Annotated in this window: 14 protein-coding genes; 3 read left to right on the forward strand and 11 right to left on the reverse strand. The window is 72.3% G+C overall.

Features of this window, described 5'->3' with window-relative positions:
* Positions 1-14: 14 nt before the first annotated feature.
* On the reverse strand, positions 15-815 hold the full coding sequence (locus TU31_RS29650; RefSeq protein ID WP_042160239.1) for a crotonase/enoyl-CoA hydratase family protein: 801 nt from the start codon (positions 813-815) through the stop codon (positions 15-17).
* A gap of 164 nt (positions 816-979) precedes the next feature.
* Here TU31_RS29650 and TU31_RS29655 point away from each other — a divergent pair, with 164 nt between their 5' ends.
* The gene (locus TU31_RS29655) at positions 980-2,608 is read left to right on the forward strand and encodes an acyl-CoA synthetase (protein WP_042160241.1); all 1,629 of its coding nucleotides are present in this window, start codon (positions 980-982) and stop codon (positions 2,606-2,608) included.
* Between the two features lie 155 nt (positions 2,609-2,763).
* On the opposite strand, the gene TU31_RS29660 is transcribed toward TU31_RS29655, so the two are convergent.
* Positions 2,764-3,381: a chorismate mutase gene (locus TU31_RS29660; RefSeq protein ID WP_042160243.1), complete on the reverse strand. Its 618-nt coding sequence runs from the start codon at positions 3,379-3,381 to the stop codon at positions 2,764-2,766.
* A 19-nt stretch (positions 3,382-3,400) separates the two neighbouring features.
* A complete protein-coding gene (locus TU31_RS29665) occupies positions 3,401-4,099 on the reverse strand; it encodes an alpha/beta fold hydrolase (protein ID WP_042160246.1) in 699 nt (232 codons plus the stop codon).
* Between the two features lie 122 nt (positions 4,100-4,221).
* On the opposite strand from TU31_RS29665, the gene paaK reads away from it, so the two are divergent.
* Positions 4,222-5,538, forward strand: a complete 1,317-nt coding sequence (gene paaK / locus TU31_RS29670; protein ID WP_042160662.1) for a phenylacetate--CoA ligase PaaK — start codon at positions 4,222-4,224, stop codon at positions 5,536-5,538.
* A 57-nt stretch (positions 5,539-5,595) separates the two neighbouring features.
* Here paaK and TU31_RS29675 read toward each other — a convergent pair whose 3' ends face one another.
* The 5 genes from TU31_RS29675 to TU31_RS29695 all read right to left on the reverse strand — a co-directional run bounded on the left by TU31_RS29675 (position 5,596) and on the right by TU31_RS29695 (position 12,611).
* Positions 5,596-6,396 (reverse strand): VOC family protein, encoded by an 801-nt coding sequence (locus TU31_RS29675; RefSeq protein ID WP_042160248.1) that lies wholly within the window; start codon positions 6,394-6,396, stop codon positions 5,596-5,598.
* A 111-nt stretch (positions 6,397-6,507) separates the two neighbouring features.
* Positions 6,508-8,061, reverse strand: coding sequence for an acyl-CoA synthetase (locus TU31_RS29680; RefSeq protein WP_042160250.1), 1,554 nt, complete (start codon positions 8,059-8,061; stop codon positions 6,508-6,510).
* A gap of 103 nt (positions 8,062-8,164) precedes the next feature.
* Positions 8,165-9,721: an acyl-CoA synthetase gene (locus TU31_RS29685; RefSeq protein WP_042160252.1), complete on the reverse strand. Its 1,557-nt coding sequence runs from the start codon at positions 9,719-9,721 to the stop codon at positions 8,165-8,167.
* A gap of 41 nt (positions 9,722-9,762) precedes the next feature.
* Positions 9,763-10,866: an NAD(P)H-dependent flavin oxidoreductase gene (locus tag TU31_RS29690; RefSeq protein ID WP_042160254.1), complete on the reverse strand. Its 1,104-nt coding sequence runs from the start codon at positions 10,864-10,866 to the stop codon at positions 9,763-9,765.
* A 179-nt stretch (positions 10,867-11,045) separates the two neighbouring features.
* Positions 11,046-12,611 carry a phytoene desaturase family protein gene (locus TU31_RS29695; RefSeq protein WP_042160256.1) on the reverse strand — a complete coding sequence of 522 codons (1,566 nt, stop codon included), beginning with the start codon at positions 12,609-12,611 and terminating at the stop codon, positions 11,046-11,048.
* A 180-nt stretch (positions 12,612-12,791) separates the two neighbouring features.
* Between TU31_RS29695 and TU31_RS29700 the strand changes: the two genes are divergently transcribed.
* A complete protein-coding gene (locus TU31_RS29700; RefSeq protein ID WP_052719111.1) occupies positions 12,792-14,099 on the forward strand; it encodes a glycoside hydrolase family 27 protein in 1,308 nt (435 codons plus the stop codon).
* On the opposite strand, the gene TU31_RS29705 is transcribed toward TU31_RS29700, so the two are convergent.
* Genes TU31_RS29705 through TU31_RS29715 form a run of 3 tightly spaced genes read right to left on the reverse strand, consistent with a single transcriptional unit; the run spans position 14,086 to position 18,438 of the window.
* Positions 14,086-16,251 (reverse strand): serine/threonine-protein kinase, encoded by a 2,166-nt coding sequence (locus tag TU31_RS29705; protein ID WP_042160665.1) that lies wholly within the window; start codon positions 16,249-16,251, stop codon positions 14,086-14,088. The two genes, TU31_RS29700 and TU31_RS29705, sit on opposite strands and share 14 nt — an antisense overlap.
* Before the next feature lie 34 nt (positions 16,252-16,285).
* The gene (locus tag TU31_RS29710; RefSeq protein ID WP_042160259.1) at positions 16,286-17,203 is read right to left on the reverse strand and encodes an oxygenase MpaB family protein; all 918 of its coding nucleotides are present in this window, start codon (positions 17,201-17,203) and stop codon (positions 16,286-16,288) included.
* A gap of 20 nt (positions 17,204-17,223) precedes the next feature.
* A complete protein-coding gene (locus TU31_RS29715; protein WP_042160261.1) occupies positions 17,224-18,438 on the reverse strand; it encodes an acyl-CoA dehydrogenase family protein in 1,215 nt (404 codons plus the stop codon).
* Positions 18,439-18,566 lie beyond the last annotated feature (128 nt).

Genomic DNA, 18,566 nt, shown 5'->3' on the forward strand with positions numbered 1-18,566 from the left:
CGGGACTCCTTGCGTCAGGCCCGCCGGTAGACAGGAGGGCGCTTCTCCGCGAAGGCCCGGGAGCCCTCTTTGGCATCGGCGGTGTCGAAGACCGGCCAGCCGCGGGCGAGTTCGGCCGCCAGCCCGTCGGCCTCGGTCATTCCGGCGGTCTCGTAGACGGAGGCCTTGACGGCTTCGACGGCCAGCGGTCCGCAGGCGTTGATCAGTTCGGCGATCTCCAGGGCCTTGTCCCGGGCGGTCCCGTCGGGCACGACATGGCCGATCAGGCCGATGCGTTCGGCCTCGGGCGCGGGGTAGGGCCGGCCGGTGAGCAGCATCTCCAGGGCGTGGGTGCGGGGGATCTGACGGGCGAGGCGGACGGTGGAGCCGCCGATCGGGAACAGTCCGCGGCGGACCTCGAAGAGCCCGAAGGTGGCGCTCTCACCGGCGACCCGGATGTCGGTGCCCTGGAGGATCTCCGTCCCGCCCGCGACGCAGTGCCCCTCGACGGCGGCGATCACCGGCTTGCGGGGGCGGTGGTGCCGCAGCATCGCCTTCCAGTGCAGGTCCGGGTCGGCGCGCAGCCGGTCGCGGTACTGCTCACCGGCCATCCCGTCACCCGCGAGGGCCTTGAGGTCCATACCGGCGCAGAAGGTCCCGCCGGCGCCGGTGAGGACGATGGAACGGATCTCGTCGTCCTCGTCGGCGGCGATCCAGCCGTCGTACAGGCCCACCAGCATCGGCAGCGAGAGCGCGTTCTTCGCCTCCGGCCGGTTGAGGGTGAGCACCAGTGTCGCGCCGACGCGCTCCACCGACAGATGCTCCGTACCACCCATGTTCCGTCCTCCCGTCTCACGACGAGAACAGGTTGCAGTAGCCGCACAGCGACTTCAAGGCTTTTCTGACAGACAGTCAGATTTCTTGTCCGTGGCCCTTCCCAGCTCCTCGCGGCGGCGCTCTAATGACCGCCAAGCCGACGCCCGCCCGGTCTGGAGGAGACGTGGAGTACAACCTTGCCGACCTCTTCGAGTCGATCGTCGACACGGTCCCCGACCGCGAGGCGCTGGTGTACGTCGACCACCCCGGGACCGGCGCGGAGCAGCGGCTGACGTACGCGGAGCTGGACCGCGCGGCCAACCGCCTGGCCCACCACCTCTCCGAGCACGGCATCGGCCCCGGCCGGCACGTCGGGCTGCACCTCTACAACGGCATCGAATATCTCCAGGCCCTCTACGCGTGCCTGAAGATCCGCGCCGTTCCGGTCAACGTCAACTACCGCTACGTGGAAGAGGAGTTGGCCTACCTCTACCGGGACGCCGACCTGGCGGCGCTGGTCTTCGACGCGGAGTTCACCGCGCGGGTGGCCGCCGCCCTCCCCCAGGCCCCCGGGTTACGGCATCTCGTCCGGGTCGGCACCCCGCCGGCCGGCGCCCCCGAACCACGGATCGCACCCGTCGCCCTGACGGACGCCGAGGCCGCCGCTTCCCCCGCCCGCGGCTTCGGCCCGCGCTCCGCCGACGACCGGATCATCATCTACACCGGCGGCACCACCGGCCTGCCCAAGGGCGTGATGTGGCGCCACGAGGACATCTTCTTCTCCGGGATGGGCGGCGGGGCACCCACCGGCGAACCGGTCAAGCGGCCGCAGGAACTGGCCGAGCGGGTCGCGGCCGGGGGCGACGGCCTGGTCTTCTTCCCCACGCCCCCGCTGATGCACGGCACCTCCACCCTCACCGCGTTCATCGCCTTCCACTTCGGCCAGAAGGTCGTCATCCACCGCAAGTACCTGCCCGAGGAGGTGCTGCGGACCATCGAACGGGAGCGGGTCACCAGCGTTTCCCTGGTCGGCGATGCGATGCTGCGCCCGCTCGTCGATGCGCTCGGCGGGCCGCTCAACGGCACCGACTGCTCCTCGCTGTTCAGCGTCAGCAGCTCCGGCGCGATCCTCTCCGAGACGGTACGCGCCCAGTTCAGGGCGCTGGTCCCGCACGTCATGCTGCTCAATAACTTCGGCTCCTCGGAATCCGGGTTCAACGGCACCGCCACCGAGGACTCGGGACCGGACAAGGGCTTCCGGCTCCAGGTCAACTCCCGTACGGCGGTGGTGGATCCGGCAACGTACGAGCCGGTCCCGGTCGGTGAGGTGGGCCGGATCGCCCTGCGCGGGCATGTACCGCTGGGCTACTACAACGACCCCGTGAAGACCGCCGAGACCTTCTTCGAGGCGCGCGGTGACCGATGGGTGCTGCTGGGCGATATGGCCACCGTCGACGACGGGGGCATCGTCACCGTCCTCGGCCGCGGCTCGCAGTGCATCAACTCCGGTGGCGAGAAGATCTATCCGGAGGAGGTCGAGCAGGCGCTGAAGGCACATCCGGACGTCTATGACGCGCTGGTGGCGGGCGTGCCGGACGAGCGGTGGGGCCAGCGCGTCGCGGCCGTCGTACAACTGCGTGCCGGGGCACCGGAGCCGGCCCTGGCAGACATCCAGCGCCACTGCCGGACACGGCTGGCGGGCTACAAGATCCCGCGCGCCGTCGTCTTCACCGACCACATCCGGCGTTCGCCCAGCGGGAAGGCCGACTATCGCTGGGCGAAGGCGGTGGCGACGGGGGCACGGACGGCCTGAGGGGGCGGGCGCGCCCGGCCGCGGGGCCGCACTCGGCGGGAGTGTGGGGACGCGCCCGGCGGGGTCCGCGCCGGGGTGGGCCGCCACCGAGACGGGCCGCGCCGGGGGCCGCGCCGCAGCCGCGTGGGCCCGCGCTCAGGCCCGGGCGCTCGGTCTCAGGCGCAGACCGACCGCAGCGAGCGGGCCAGTGCGCCGGTGTGCAGCGCGTCCAGATGCCGCTCGTGACGGACCCGCACGGCGGCCGCGGTCAGCAGCGGCGCGCAGTACGGCGCCGAGCGGGCCTGCGGGGAGTCGGCGAGGGCCTGCACCAGCTCGTGGTTGATGCGGTTGATCTCCTTGCGCACCTGACCGAGGTCGGGCCGCTCGGTCGGTGCCCGGCCGGGGTCCGCGTCCCATGCGCGGTGCAGCCCACGCTGCACGACCTTGTTGGCCTCGATCTGGTCCCGGAAGAACCGCACCGTGACCGCCGGATCGGCGCCCAGCTGCCGGGCCTGTTCCGCCACCGCCCGCAGCACCTCCTGCTCCCGGGCCGGGTCGTCGACCGGGCCGCCGGTTCCCCATTTCGCCGCGGCCACCAGATCTCCGGTGGCCAGCCGCTCCGCGGACAGCACGACGAGCGGCCGGAGCTGACCGTACGGGGAGTGCGTGGTGGCGGAGGCCGGTGCGGCGGACGGGGCGGCCGGCGCCGCGACGGCCCCGGTGGCGCCGGTGAACAGGACGGTCGCGGCGGCGCCGGCGATCAGGGCGCTCCGTATCGAGGTGGTCAGCTGCACGGTCGGCCTCTCTCGAACCTCAGGCCCCCGGGAGGGGGATGACGGGGAGGGCGGCAAGGAACTCTCCGGGGCGCTCCTCGTGGACGAGCGGGCCGGCGCCCTCCACCGTCACCAGGCGGGCATCGGGGAGCCGCTCGACCAGCTCGTCGAGGTGTCCCTGCGGGATGTCGCTGGTCGCACCACCGCCGATGACCAGGGTCGGTGCGGTGACCTTCGCCGGCGCGTCCCACCACACGGGGTCGGGTGCGTTGCGCTCCGCCGCCACCGCGCGGGCGGCCTGCCAGTCGAACGGCTGCGGGCCGGCCGGCTGCTCCGGCACCTCCTGCGGCGGGTCGGCGGGCAGCGGCGGGGGGACTTCTTCGAGGACCAGCCGGTCCACCAGGTCCGGGCGCTCCGCGGCCACCAGCAGGGCGGCCAGCGCGCCCAGCGAGTGCCCGATGAGGGCCACCCGCTCCAGACCGAGGGCCTGGAGGAAGCCGATGACATCGTCCCGCCACCGGGCGAAGCCGTACTCGCCCGGCCAGTCGCTGTGACCGTGGCCGCGCTGGTCGAGGGCGAAGACACGGTGGGTGCCGGCGAGCCGGCCAACCACTCCGCGCCAGTCCTCGCCGTCCTCACCGAGGCAATGCAGCAGCACGGCCGGGGGCGCATCCTCCTCTCCCCACACCCGGTATGCCAGCTGGACCTCACCGACCTGCACTTTCTGGACGTCACTCATGCGCGGGACGCTACCCGTGAGCCGGCTGCGGCACGCCCCTTGACGTGTTCGCCGCGCGCTGATTACTTGGACCAGCATGCGGCTACCGAATGATCGGTAGGGACATCGAGGCGGTGAACTCCATGCCGGAAGCGGCTACGGGCAGTGAGACGTTCGACGAGGTGGAACGGCTCTCCGGGGACGCGTTGCGGGCGCTGCAACTGACCCGGCTGCGCGCCTCGTTGCAGCATGCCTATGACCACGTCCCGTTCTACCGGGAGTCCTTCGACCGGGCCGGGGTGCATCCACGGGACTGCCGCTCGCTCGGCGATCTCGCCCGTTTCCCGTTCACCGTCAAGGACGATCTGCGCGCCCATTACCCCTTCGGGATGTTCGCCGTCCCCAAGGCGGAGGTGCGCCGGATCCATGCCTCCAGCGGCACCACGGGCCGCCCTACGGTCGTCGGCTACACCGAAGGCGATCTGTCGCACTGGGCGGATGTGGTCGCCCGCTCGCTGTACGCGGCCGGCGGCCGGCCCGGGCACACCGTCCATATCGCCTACGGATACGGGCTGTTCACCGGCGGACTGGGCGCGCACTACGGCGCGGAGCGGCTCGGCTGCACGGTCGTACCGGCGTCCGGCGGGATGACCGCCCGCCAGGTGCAGATCATCCAGGACTTCCGCCCCGAGATCATCATGGTCACGCCGTCGTACATGCTCACTCTGCTGGACGAGTTCGAACGGCAGGGCATCGATCCCCGTACGACCTCGCTCAAGGTGGGTGTCTTCGGCGCCGAGCCCTGGACCCAGGCGATGCGCCGCGAGATCGAGGAACGGTTCGCGATCGACGCCGTGGACATATACGGCCTGTCGGAGGTGATGGGCCCGGGCGTCGCCCAGGAGTGTGTGGAGACCAAGGACGGGCTGCACATCTGGGAGGACCACTTCTATCCGGAGGTGGTCGACCCGATCACCGGCGAGGTGCTGCCGGACGGGGCGCACGGCGAGCTGGTGTTCACCTCGCTCACCAAGGAGGCGATGCCGGTCATCCGCTACCGCACCCGGGATCTGACCCGGCTGCTGCCCGGCACCGCCCGCCCCGCCTTCCGCCGGATGGAGAAGGTCACCGGACGCAGCGACGACATGATCATTCTGCGTGGGGTCAACCTCTTCCCCGCCCAGATCGAGGAGATCGTGCTGCGCACCCCCGGCATCGCCCCGCACTTCCAGCTCAGGCTGAGCCGGGAGGGCCGGATGGACCGGCTGACCGTGCGGGCCGAGGCCCGGCCGGATGCGACCTCTGACGAGCGGACGGCGGCCGTCGGGCTGATCGCGCACAGCGTCAAGGAGGGCATCGGGGTCTCGGTCGCGGTCGAGATCGTCGATCCGGAGACCCTGGAGCGCTCGGTCGGCAAGATCAAGCGCATCGTGGACGCCCGGCCACGGGACACCGCCTGACGGCTGACCGGCTGACCGGCTGACCGGCTGACCGGCAACCCTCCACGGCAGGCCCGCTCAGGTCATCGTCGGGTCCCCCTTGATCAGCGCGAACGGGGCCCCGGCCGGGTCCTTGACCATGGCCAGCCGGCCGACGCCGGGGGCATCGGTGGGCGGGATCAGGACCGTGGCGCCCTGGCCGGTGGCCGCGGCGAAGGTGGCGTCACAGTCGGTCACACCGAAATACGGGTGCCACTCCGGGGTCGAACCGGCCTTCAGATTCTCCTCCGGCAGCTGCATGATGCCGCCCTGCCCGGTGTCGTCGCCCTGACCGCCGCCCGGGGCGGACACCACGGAGTAGAGGAGGTCGCCGCCCATCGGCATGTCCTGGTGGTCCCAGGAGAAGACGGAGCGGTAGAAGTCCTTCGCCGCGGCCGCGTCGGTGGTGTACAGCTCCGTCCAGCAGAGCGTGTTCGGCTCCATCACCCGCTCCAGGCCCTGCACATCGCCCGGCTGCCACACGGCGAAGTCGGCACCCGCCGGATCGGTGAAGGCGGCCAGCCGGCCGGCGGTGAAGACATCCATCGGCGGGACGCGCACCGCGCCGCCGGCCTGCTCCACCGCCTTGACGGTGGCGTCCGCGTCGGGGGTCTGGAAGTAGACGGTCCAGGCGGAGCCGGCGCCCTCCTCCATCAGCGGGCCGATGGCGGCGACCGTCTTGCCGCCGAGCTGGAAGAAGCCGTAGCCACCGGCGTCCGGGCCGGCCGACTGGAAGCTCCAGCCGAACACGGCGGAGTAGAAGGAGACGGCGGCGTCGATGTCGGGGGCTCCCAGGTCGAGCCAGTTCGGGGTGCCCGGGACGAAGTTGGTGGTCAGCATGGCGGGACCTCCGTGCACGGATCGTGACGTGCACGGCGGTGTGCGCGTCGTTTCTCAGCATGGCAGGGGGCACTGACAACCGCCCTTCACGCACACCGTGCCCGGCCCGGCTCAGGGCGCGCCGAACCGGGCCCGCAGCTCCCGCTTGAGGACCTTGCCGCTGGCGTTACGCGGCAGCGCGTCCACGAACATCACCCGTTTGGGTGCCTTGAACGGCGCCAGCCGGGCGCGGGCCGCCTCGATCAGTTCCTGCTCCCCCACCACGGCGCCGCCGTCCGCGCGCCGTACGACCACCGCGGTCACCGCCTCGATCCAGCGCTCGTCCGGCAGCCCGATCACCGCGACCTCGGCCACCTGCGGATGCTCGTAGAGCACATCCTCCACCTGGCGCGAGGCGACCAGGACGCCACCGGAGTTGATGACGTCCTTGACCCGGTCGACCACCGTGAAGTAGCCCTCCGCGTCGCGGACGGCGAGATCCCCGGAGTGGAACCAGCCGCCCCGGAACGCCTCGGCGGTCTCCTCCGGCTTGTCCCAGTAGCCGGTGCACAGCTGGGGCGACCGGTAGACGACCTCGCCCCGGGTGCCGTCGGGTACCTCGCGGCCCGCCTCGTCCACCACCCGCGCCTCGACGAACAGCACCGGACGCCCGCAGGAGTCCATCCGGCCCTCGTGTTCTTCCGGGCCGAGCACGGTGGCCAGCGGCCCGATCTCGCTCTGCCCGAAGCAGTTGTAGAAGGCGAGGCCGGGCAGCCGGGCGCGGAGCCGCTCCAGGACCGGCACCGGCATGATCGAGGCTCCGTAGTAGGCCTTGCGCAGCCCGCTCAGCTCCCGGACGGGGAAGTCGGGGTGGTTCGCCAGCGCGATCCACACGGTCGGCGGCGCGAACAGGCTGTCCGCCAGGCCCGCTTCCACCAGGTCGAAGATCCGCCCGGGGTCGGGCCCGTCCAGGATGGTGTTCTCCGCGCCGACCGCCAGATACGGCAGCAGGAACACATGCAGCTGCGCGGAGTGGTAGAGCGGCAGCGAGTGCACCGGCCGGTCCGTCTCCTTCAGGTCGAGGGCGACGACGGCACTGGTGTACTCGTGCACCAGGGCTCGGTGCGTCATCATCGCGCCCTTGGGCAGCGCGGTGGTTCCCGAGGTGTAGAGGAGCTGGACGAGGGCGTCGTCGGGCACTTCGGCCACCGGGTCCGCGGCACCGTCACCCGGCGGCCCCGGCTCGGTGCCCGCGGGCGCCTCCCGGGCGGCGAGCCGCTCCAGCAGCCCGCCGGGCGCGCCGTGCAGGGGCAGGGTGCGCACCGAATCCGGCAGCCGGTGTGCGAGCGCGGCGTCGGTGAGCACCAGCACGCTGCCCGACTGGGCCAGGAGGTAGCGCAGATCCTCGCCGGTCAGGCTGTGGTTGACCGGTACGTGCACCAGTCCGGCGCGGGCGCAGGCCAGGAACCCGATCAGATACGCATCGGAGTTGTGTCCGTAGGAGGCGACCCGGTCGCCGGGCTCCAGGCCGTCCGCCAGCAGCATCCGGGCCGCGGCGGTCACCGCGTCGTCCAGTTCGCGATAGGTCCAGGACCGGTCCGCGTACCGCACCGCGGTCCGTCCGGGCACCCGGCGGGCGCTGCGTCGCAGGACTCCGTCGACCGTATTGCTCCGCGCTTGCGTCATGGCGCGATCCTGGGCCGCGCCCCCTTCCGGGTCAAGGCACCCGGCGGACGGCGATGGCGGACGGCCCGGAGAGGGACCGGCCGCCGTGCTCGCGCGGTGCCGGTTACAGGGCGCGCTCCCTGCCCTCCCAGTACGGGTCACGCAGCCGGCGCTTGTAGAGCTTGCCGTTGGGGTCGCGGGGCATGACGGCGATGAAGTCGAGGGACTTGGGCCGCTTGTAGCCGGCCAGGTGCCGTGCGCAGTGGTCCAGGATCTCCGCGGCCAGTTCAGGCGACGGCGGGTGGCCCTCGGCGGGTTCCACGACTGCCTTGACCTCCTCGCCCCAGTCGTCGTGGGGGATGCCGAAGGCGGCCGCGTCGGCGACCGCGGGGTGGCTGAGCAGGGCGGATTCGATCTCGGCGGGGTAGATGTTCACCCCGCCCGAGATGATCATGTCGATCTTGCGGTCCCGGAGGAAGAGATACCCGTCCTCGTCGAGGTAGCCGAGGTCGCCGACGGTGAAGAAGTCCCCGATCCGGTTCTTGCGGGTCTTGCCCTCGTCCTTGTGGTAGCGGAACCCGCCGGTGGTCATCTTCAAATAGACGGTGCCGAGTTCGCCCGCGGGCAGCCGGTTGCCGTCGTCGTCGAAGACGGCCAGTTCGCTGATCGGCCAGGCCTTGCCGACGGTCCCGGGCTTCTTCAGCCAGTCCTCGGCGGTCGCGAAGGCGCCGCCGCCCTCACTCGCCGCGTAGTACTCCTCGACGCAGTCGCCCCACCACTCGATCATCGCGCGTTTGACGTGGTCGGGGCAGGGCGCGGCGCCATGGATGGCATGCCGCATCGAGCTCACGTCGTACGCCGCACGGGTTTCCGGCGGCAGCGCGAGCAGCCGGTGGAACTGGGTGGGCACCATATGGGTGTGGGTGCAGCGGTGGGTTTCGATCAGGGCCAGCATGCGCTGCGGAGTCCACTTGTCCATCAGGACGAGGCGGTGGCCGATGTGGAGTGAGGCACCGGCGAATTGCAGTACGGCCGTGTGGTAGAGCGGTGAGCAGACCAGATGGACGTTGTCGTCGAACGGCTTGATGCCGAAGATGCCCAGGAAGCCGCCGAGGTAGGCGTCCTCGGGCGGGGTGCCGGGCAGCGGGCGGCGGATGCCGCGCGGGCGTCCGGTGGTGCCCGAGGTGTAGTTCATGACCCAGCCCAGCGTGCGGTCGGCGGGCGCGGACTCCGCCTGTCCGTCGAGGAGCTGGGCGTACGGCCGGAAGCCGTCGACCGTCCCCACGGCATAGCGCTGGGACGCGGGCAGCTTCGCCTCGTCCGCGGCGTGCCGGGCCGGCTGCGCGAACCGCTCGTGCGCGATCAGCACCTTCGCCCCGGAGTCGGCCACGATCCAGGCGATCTCCGGGCCGACCAGGTGGTGGTTGACGGGGACGAGATAGAACCCGGCCTGGGACGCGGCCAGGTAGGCGGTGAGGAACTCGACGCCGTTGGGGAGGACCACGGCGAAGGCGTCGCCGCGCTCCAGGCCCGCCGCGCGCAGCCCGTGGACCAGCTGGTTGCTCGCGGCGTGCAGCCGGCCCGCGGTCCACTCCTCGCCGTCCGGGGCGATCAGGACCGTACGGTCCGGGTCGGCGGCGGCCTGCGCCCAGAAGCCGTTGGGTGGGGAGTCCTTGCTCATTTAGCTGTCCTCCTCGGGTTCACACGCGTGGGGCTTCGGGGTCATACGCGTCCGGCGATGCGGTTGATCCGGTCGATGGTCCGCTCGAAGCCGCGGGTCAGCTCGTCGAAGACGGCCTGTACGCTGCGCTCGCTGTTCATCCGGCCGACGATCTGGCCGACCGGGGTGCCCAGCAGCGGCTCGACCTCGTGCCGCTGGATACGGGAGTTGGCCTCGGCGACCAGCAGGCCCTGGAGCGGCATGGGGAGGGGGCCGGGGCCGCTCGGGTCGTCCCAGGCGTCGGTCCACGCGGTGCGCAGCTGCCGGGCGGGTTTGCCGGTCAGGGCGCGGGAGCGGACGGTGTCCCCCGGGCCCGCGGCGAGCAGTTTCGCGGTCAGTCGCCGGGAGTGCAGCTGCGCCTCCTCGGTGGTCAGCCAGAGTGAGCCCAGCCAGACGCCCTGCGCGCCGAGGGCGAGCCCGGCGGCGATCTGCTCCCCGGTGCCGATACCGCCCGCGGCGAGCACCGGCAGCGGGTCGACGGCGGCCACGACTTCCGGGGTGAGCACCATGGTGGCGATCTCGCCGGTGTGCCCGCCCGCCTCGTACCCCTGGGCGACGACGATGTCGATACCGGCGGCCTTGTGGTGCAGGGCGTGCCGGGGGCTGCCGGCCAGCGCGGCGACGAGGACGCCGTGCTCGTGGGCGCGCCGGACGACATCGGCCGGCGGCGAACCGAGGGCGTTGGCCAGCAGCTTGATCGGATAGTCGAAGGCCACATCGAGCTGGGTGCGGGCGACCTGCTCCATCCACCCGGTGATCCGCCAGCCGGACGCCTCGCCCTCCGCGAGCCGCGGTACCTGGTGTTTCTCCAGCAGTTCGGCGACGAAGCGGCGGTGCTCCTCCGGGATCATCGCTTCGACCTCGGCCTCGCTGACGCCCGCCACCTTCTTGGCGGGCATCACCACATCGAGCCCGTACGGCAGCCCGTCGGTGTGCTGCTGCATCCAGTCGAGGTCACGCGCCAGTTCGTCCGGCGCGGTGTAGCGGACCGCCCCGAGCACCCCGAACCCGCCGGCCCGGGTGATCGCCGCGGCGACCGCGGGGAAGGGCGTGAACCCGAAGACGGCGTGCGCGGCTCCCAGCGTGTTGCTCAGCTCCGTCTGCATGGGCGCAGGATGCCGCAGCGGACCGTACGAGGGAAGAGATTTTCTGATACAGCGTCAGAAACTTGCGCCGGCTGGCAACTTGGCGGACCTATGCCCTGACCGGGCCGGCGCGGGTGACGCCCCGGCAGCAGGTGGCGGCCCTGGACGCCTTCCGCTGAGCCGGCCGCCGGGCCCGCCGCTCACCCCTCCTCCAGCACCGCCATCGCCGCGTTGTGACCGGGGATGCCGCTCACTCCCCCGCCGCGTGGCGCGCCCGCGCCGCACAGGAGGACGTTGGTGCGGCTGGTCGCCACACCCCAGCGGGCCGCGGTGGTCTCCCCGGCGGGGGCGTCCGCCGGCTCCGCGTAGGGGAAGGCCAGGTCGCGGTGGAAGATGTTGCCGCCGGGCAGGCCCAGTTCGCGGTCCAGGTCGAGGGGGGATCTGGCCTCGATGCAGGGGCGGCCGTCGGCGTCGTGGGCCAGACAGTCGGCGAGCGGCTCGGCGAGGTGGGTGTCGAGTTCGGCGAGGGTGGCCGCCAGGAGGCGGTCGCGGGTGGCGTCGTTGTCGGCGGTGAACAGGCGCGCGGGGGCGTGCAGACCGAAGAGGGTGAGTGTCTGGTAGCCCTGGCGGACCAGGTCGGCGCCGAGGATGGAGGGGTCGGTGAGCGAGTGGCAGTAGATCTCGGAGGGCGGGGCGACGGGCAGACCGCCGGACGCGGCCTGCTGGTAGGCGTCCTCCAGCTGGCGGTAGCCCTCGGCGATATGGAAGGTGCCGGAGAAGGCCTCCCGTGGGTCCACGCGGGTGTCCCGTAGCCGGGGCAGCCGGGTGAGCAGCATATTGACCTTGAGCTGGGCGCCCTCGGCGGGTGGCGGCGGTGCCTCGCCCAGGAGACGGACCAGCTCCCGCGGGGCGGCATTGACGAGCACCCGCCGGGCGCCGACGGTGCCCTGGTCGCAGGTCACCTCCGCGGTCCGGCCGTCCGTCGCGATACCGGTCACCTCGCAATCGGTGACGATCTCCGCCCCGGCCCCGCGGGCGGCATCGGCCAGCGCGTCGGTGAGGGCACCCATCCCGCCGATGGGGACGTCCCAGTCGCCGGTGCCGCCGCCGATGACGTGGTAGAGGAAGCAGCGGTTCTGGCGCAACGACGGGTCGTGGGCGGTGGCGAAGGTGCCGATCAGCGCATCGGTGAGCACCACCCCGCGGACCAGATCATCGGTGAAGGTCTCCTCGACCAGCTCGCCCAGGGGGCGTTCGAACAGCGCGTGCCAGAGGGCGTCGTCGTCGATACGGGCGCGCAGCGCGTCGCGGGAGGGGAGCGGTTCGGTCAGGGTCGGAAAGACCCGTTCGGCCAGCCGCCGGGTGCGGCCGTAGAAGTCCTGCCAGGCGGTGAACTCACGGTCGGAGCCGGTGAGTTCGGCGAACGCGGTACGGGTCCGGGCATCCCCGCCGCCGACCAGGAGCCCGGTCGGGCGGCCGTCGCGCACGGTGGGGGTGTAGGAGGAGACGGTGCGCTTACGGACCGCGAACCGCAGCCCGAGGTCCTGCACGATCTTCGGCGGCAGCAGGCTGACGAGGTAGGAGTAGCGGGACAGCCGGGCGTCGGTCCCGGCGAACGCCCGGGTCGACACGGCCGCGCCACCCGTGTGGTCCAGCCGCTCCAGCACCAGCACGCTGCGCCCGGCGCGTGCGAGATAGGCGGCGGCCACCAGCCCGTTGTGCCCGCCACCGACGATGACCGCGTCATACGAAGTCCGTTCCGGCATGCCCCTTGGTAGCACGCGGTGATCCCGGTCGCCAGGTGCAGGCGACTGAAACCTGCACCCGGGTCGGTGCGGCTTCTTGACCGGGCGGGGGGCTGCTCCTAGCGTCCCGGCCGTGCTCCGCCCCGGCACCGCTCCCGCCGTCCGCTCAGCGGGCCGTACCGCCCATCCGTGAGGTGACCCGTGTCCCGTCCGCCGGTACCCCGCATCGGCCGCTCCTTAGCCGGACTGACCGCCGTCGCCGCCTGCTCGGCCGGGCTGCTCGCGGCCCCCGCGCCGGCCTCCGCCGCCCCCGACCCGGCCCGTGCCCCCGGCGCCTCCCGCGCCACCGGGACATATCCGAATCTGGCCCCGCGCCCCCCGATGGGCTGGAACAACTGGTCGTACTACATGTGCGACCTCGACGAGAAGGTCGTCCTTGACAACGCGCGGGCGCTGGTCCGTACGGGACTGGCCCGGAAGGGCTACCGCACCGTCACCCTCGACGACTGCTGGATGAGCAGACAGCGCGACGCCAGGGGCCGGCTGGTGGCGGACCCGGTGAAGTTCCCGCACGGTATGGCCCACCTCGGGAAGCAGCTGCACGAGATGGGGCTGAAGTTCGGCATCTACGCCGACGTCGGCACGCTGACCTGCGAGAAGTTCCCGGGCAGCCTGGGGCATTTCCAGCAGGACGCGGAGCAGTTCGCGCGCTGGAAGGTGGACTACGTCAAGGCGGACGGCTGCAATGTGCCGGTCACCCCGGGACGCGGCAAGGAGGCGACCTTCCGTGAGCTCTACGGGCAGCTGAGCCGTGCGCTGCGCGACACCGGCCGCCCGATGACGTTCTCCGTGTCGGCACCGGCCTATTTCCAGTTCGACGGGGACAGCGTCTGGCACCGGGTCATCCGCTGGTCGTCCGAGGTCGGCAATCTGTGGCGGGGCGGCCGGGACATCGCCCTCCAGAAGAGCACACCGGCCGCGAAGTGGGCCTCCATCGTCTACAACTTCCGCTACAACTCCCGTCTGGCGGCCTTCCAGCGGGCCGGGCGCTGGAACGATCCGGACTTTCTGCTGGCCGGGGCGGCGGGCCTGACCCGTCAGGAGATGCAGAGCCAGATGTCGCTGTGGGCGATGATGGCCGCACCGCTGATCTCCAGTACGGATCTGTCCGATCTGCCCGCGGCGGCGCGGAAGGTGCTCGGGAACGAGCGGGTCATCGCCGTCGACCAGGACGCGCTCGGCGTCCAGGGGCGCGTGGTCGCGCAGGACGACGATTTCGCGGTGCTGTCCAAGCCGCTGAAGAACGGCGACCGGGCGATCGCCCTGTTCAACTCCGGCAGCACACCGCGCACGCTGTCCGTCACGGCCCGCGCGGCCGGGCTGGCGGAGGCGGACTCCTACCGGCTGCACGACCTGGTCACCGGCCGCCGTACGCACAGCGCGAAAGACATCGTGGCGCGGGAGGTGCCGCCGCACGGCACGGTGCTCTACCGGGTCACCCCGAACTGACCCGGGGGCCGGCGGACCGGGTGCCGTCCCGCTTCCGGCCGCGGCGTACGGCGCGCTCCTGGTGCAGCGCCGCGACCCGGCGCCGGAGCGCGGCCGCCTCCTCCCGGCGGCCCAGTTGCTCCAGGCACTGGGCGAGGTCGCCCTGGCTGGCCAGCGCGTCGAGATGGGCGGCGCCCAGGACCCGTTCGCGGGCGTCGGCGACCTGGCGGTAGATGTCCAGCGCCTCGCTCCAGCGGCCGAGCCAGCCGAGCGCCACCGCGGTCTCCCGGCGGCTGACCAGGGTGTCGGGGTGCTCGGGACCGAGCACCCGCGCGCGGGCCGCGGCCACCTCACGGGCCTCCACCAGCGCCTCCTGCCAGCGGTTCTGCCGCCCGAGGCTGACCCCGAGCCCGTGCCGGGCGCGCAGCGTCTCCGGGTCGTCGGCGCCCTGGGCGCGGGTACGGTCCACGACCAGGTCGCGGTAGAGCGCCAGGGCGTCCGCGCCGCGGCCGAGCCGGCCCAGGCCGATACCGACCTCGTAACGGACGGCGAGGGTGTCCTCGTGATCGGGCCCGAGCGTGGCGGTGCGCGCCGCCGCGACCTCCCGGTAGGTGTGCAGCGCTTCCGGCCACATGCCCAACTGGCCCAGGACGTGGGCGAGTTCGCAGTACGTGGCGAGGGTGTCGGGGTGCCGGGCGCCGAGCACCCGGGCGCGGGCCGCGGCCACCTCCTGGGTCATCGCCCGGCAGTCCTCCAGCCGTCCCAGCCGGCCGAGGTTGCGGGCGACATGGTGGCGGCAGCTCAGCGCGTCGGGATGGTCCGGGCCCAGCGCGCGCTCGCGGCCCGCGAGGACCTCGGCGTAGATCTGGTGCGCCTCGAAGTGCCGGCCCAGCCGGCCCAGCGCATGGCCGGCTTCCAGGCGGCTGGTGAGGGTGTCGGGGTGGTCGGCGCCGAGGAGCCGCTCGCGTGCCGCGGCGAGTGCGCGGTGCGCCTCGCCGGCCTCCTCCCAACGGCCCAGCCGGCCGAGGTTCAGCGCGGCGGTGTGCCGTCCGGCGAGGTCGGCGAGGGCGGCGCGGCGGTCGTCCGGCGGTGCCGGGCTGGCGATGCCGGCGGCCGGGGACGCGCCGCCGTCCTGCGGGTCGGTGCCGCCGGTCCAGGTGCCGGTGAGGACCGTGGCGGTGCCGTCGACGGGATACCGCTGCGGCCGCCGGGTGGCGTCCGCCGGGAAGCCGAGCGTCATCCCCTGCGTCCAGAACGGCAGCGGCGGGACGGGCACCGTCATGTCCGCGAAACCGGCGGCCACGGTGGCCCCGCAGGGGTGCGGATGGCGGGCATCGGCGAGGCGTTTGCCCAGCTCATCGGCGTCCCGGGGCCGGTCGTCGGGGTCCTTGGCGAGGAGTTCGAGCATGATCCGCTCGTAGGCCTCGGGCAGGTCGGGGCGGAGCGTACGGGGCGGCTTCGGCGCCAGGTCGCGGTGCCCGACGAGCACCGCCCAGGCGTCCCCCAGATCGAACGGCGGCACGCCGGTCGCGATCTCGTAGAGCACACACCCCAGCGAGTAGAGATCGCTGCGGTGGTCGACGCCGTGCGCACCGATCTGTTCGGGCGACATGTAGTGCGGGCTGCCCATGGCGATACCGGTGCCGGTGAGGCGGGCGGTGAAGCCGATGTCATGGCCGAGCCGGGCGATGCCGAAGTCGCAGATCTTGACCGTGCCGTCGGCGGTCCGGACGATGTTCGCCGGTTTCAGATCGCGGTGCACGATGGCCTGTTCATGGGTGTAGGCCAGCGCGGCCGTGACCTGTTCGGCGATCTCGATGACGTCCGGTACGGGCAGCGGCTGCCGGCGGTTGTCGTCCAGCAGCTGGCTGAGGTTTCGGCCGCTGAGCAGCTCCATCACGATGAAGAGGGTGCCGTCGTCCTCGCCGAAGTCATGGACGACGGTGACCCCGCGGTGCTGGAGCGCGGCCGCGACCCGGGCCTCACGGCGGAAACGTTCGCGCAGGACCTGGAGAAATGAGGGTTCGTGCCGCGGCCCCAGCGGCTTGAGGCATTTGACCGCGACCTGCCGGCCCAGCGACTCGTCGCGGGCCCGCCACACCTCCCCCATCCCGCCGCGCCCGATGGTGCCGAGCAGCCGGTACCGCCCTTGAATCAGTCTGTTCTCCGCCACCATGAATCGCCGCCCCCGTCCCCGTTTCCCCCGGTCAGCCGCGCAGCTCCCCCTGCGCGCCCTCCTGCCCGTCCAGTATGGCGGCGGATCGGCGGAGCTTGTAGGGCGCTGGGCGGCTGTCGGGGCCGAGTCGCGCGACGGCGCGCAGGATGTGCCGGGGCGGGAGCTGCCAGCGGACCGTGGGCGGAACGGCGCGAAGGAGGCGGCCGGTGGCGCGCAGCCGGCGGGTGACGGCGGCCGGGCGCACGGGACGCCCGTAGAGCTGGTGTGCGTACGCCGGGAGTGCGCCGTAGGCGAGCTGTGCCACCTGCCGCCAGAGCAGGGCGCGGGCCGGGACGAGCACGGCCGGGGCCGGTGGCCGGCGCAGGAAGCCGTCCACCTCGCGGGCCTCGGGGGTCAGCGCCAACTCGGGCCGTACGCGGGCGAAATAGGCGGCGAGCGCGGCCCTGCTGCCGGGCACCCCGGCCGGGTCGAGGCCGACGAGCCGGGCGCTCTCACGCTGCTCGTCGAGGTAGGTGTCGGCCTGGGCGGCGCCGACGGGGTAGCCGGAGCGGCGCAGTACGTCCAGGTAGGAGTCCACCTCGGCGCAGTGCACCCACAGCAGCAGGTCCGGTTCGTCGACGCCGTAGCGCTCACCGGTGTCCGGATCGGTGGCGGCCAGCCGGCGGTGGAGGCCACGGACCGCGGCGCCGGCCTGTTCGGCGGCCTCGGTGGTGCCGTAGGTGAGGGTGCCGACGAAGTTCGCGGTCCGCATCAGCCGCCCCCAGGCGTCCCGTCTCCCCTGCCCACTCATCCGGAACGCGGCGGAGTTCTGGAACACCCCGCGCACCGCCCGCGGGTGCAGCGCCTGGAGGTACAGCGCCCGGATGCCCGCGATCCACATCATCGGATCCGCATGCAGCTGCCAGGTCACGGAACGGGGCCCGAAGAGCCCCGGGTCGTCTGTGTGCACCACGCCTCCCTGCTGCCGGTTCAGCGCCGTACCCGCGGCATTCCCAGGCCGATCCACGAGATGATCTCGCGCTGGATCTCATTGTTGCCGCCGCCGAAGGTGAAGATGACGGCCGAGCGGTAGCCGCGTTCGAGTTCGCCGTGCAGGACGGCGCCGGCCGAGCGCTCCTTGAGCGGGCCCGCGGCGGCGACGACCTCCATGAGCCAGGCGTAGGCGTCCCGTCTGGCCTCGGAGCCGTAGACCTTGACCGCGGAGGCGTCCTGCGGGGTGAGCGTGCCGTGCTGGAGGGCGTCGACCATCTGCCAGTTCAGCAGCTTCATGGCATCCAGTCTGGTGTGGGTACGGGCCAGCCGGCCGCGTACCCAGCCCAGGTCGATGACCCGGCGGCCGTCGGTGAGCTTGGTGTCGGCGGCCCAGCGCTGGACGTTGTGCAGGGCGCGGATGGCCATGGTGCCGTGGGCGGCGAGGGTGACCCGTTCGTGGTTGAGCTGGTTGGTGATGATCCGCCAGCCCTTGTTCTCCTGGCCGACGCGGCGGGAGGCCGGGACGGTGATGTTCTCGTAGTAGCTGGCGGTGGTGTCGTGCGAGGCGAGGGTGTTGATCAGGGTGCAGGAGTAGCCGGGGTCGCTGGTGGGGACGAGGAGCATGGTGATGCCCTTGTGGGGCGGGGCGGCCGGATCGGTGCGCACCGCGAGCCACACCCACTCCGCGGTGTCCCCGTTGGTCGTCCAGATCTTCTGCCCGTTGACGACGTAGTGGCCGGTCTCCTCGTCGCCCTCCCGTATGGCGCGGGTCTTGAGGGCGGCCAGGTCGGTGCCGGCGTCCGGTTCGCTGTAGCCGATGGCGAAGTCAATCTCGCCGGAGAGGATCCTGGGCAGGAAGTAGGACTTCTGCTCGTCGGTGCCGAACTGCATGATCGTCGGGCCGACGGTGTTCAGCGCCATCAGCGGCAGCGGCACCCCGGCCTGGGCGGCCTCGTCGAAGAAGATGAACTGTTCCATCGGGGACAGGCCGCGGCCGCCGAACTCCTTGGGCCAGCCGACGCCGAGCCAGCCGTCGGCGCCCAGCCGGCGCACCGTCTCACGGTAGAAGCGCTTCTGGGCGGCGGGGTCGGCGAGATCACCTCTGGTGCCCCCGGGGTCCCGGCCGTAGGTGTTGTCCGGCACCAGCGCGGCGAAGTACGTACGCAGCTCGGCGCGCAACTGTTGCTGTTCGGGGGTGTATTCGAGGTGCACGGCCCCTCCAGTTCGTCCGGTCCGGTCGTCCGGTCCGCGGGGCCCGTGAAGCTGACGGGCCGTCGGCTGCCGGATCGGAGGCACAGTAGAACTTGTTCCAGTAATACGGAAGGGCGCGGAGCGGGCGG

The sequence above is a fragment of the Streptomyces lydicamycinicus genome, assembly GCF_000829715.2.
In the GTDB taxonomy this organism is placed as follows: Bacteria; Actinomycetota; Actinomycetes; order Streptomycetales; family Streptomycetaceae; genus Streptomyces; species Streptomyces lydicamycinicus.

What these genes read in the sequence shown, in the direction of transcription:
- TU31_RS29675 (WP_042160248.1), bottom strand. Translation starts at nt 6,396, where the DNA reads ATGCTGACCACCAACTTCGTCCCGGGCACCCCGAACTGGCTCGACCTG.
- TU31_RS29695 (WP_042160256.1), bottom strand. Translation starts at nt 12,611, where the DNA reads ATGCCGGAACGGACTTCGTATGACGCGGTCATCGTCGGTGGCGGGCAC.
- TU31_RS29665 (WP_042160246.1), bottom strand. Translation starts at nt 4,099, where the DNA reads ATGAGTGACGTCCAGAAAGTGCAGGTCGGTGAGGTCCAGCTGGCATAC.
- TU31_RS29685 (WP_042160252.1), bottom strand. Translation starts at nt 9,721, where the DNA reads ATGAGCAAGGACTCCCCACCCAACGGCTTCTGGGCGCAGGCCGCCGCC.
- TU31_RS29680 (WP_042160250.1), bottom strand. Translation starts at nt 8,061, where the DNA reads ATGACGCAAGCGCGGAGCAATACGGTCGACGGAGTCCTGCGACGCAGC.
- paaK (WP_042160662.1), top strand. Translation starts at nt 4,222, where the DNA reads ATGCCGGAAGCGGCTACGGGCAGTGAGACGTTCGACGAGGTGGAACGG.
- TU31_RS29690 (WP_042160254.1), bottom strand. Translation starts at nt 10,866, where the DNA reads ATGCAGACGGAGCTGAGCAACACGCTGGGAGCCGCGCACGCCGTCTTC.
- TU31_RS29650 (WP_042160239.1), bottom strand. Translation starts at nt 815, where the DNA reads ATGGGTGGTACGGAGCATCTGTCGGTGGAGCGCGTCGGCGCGACACTG.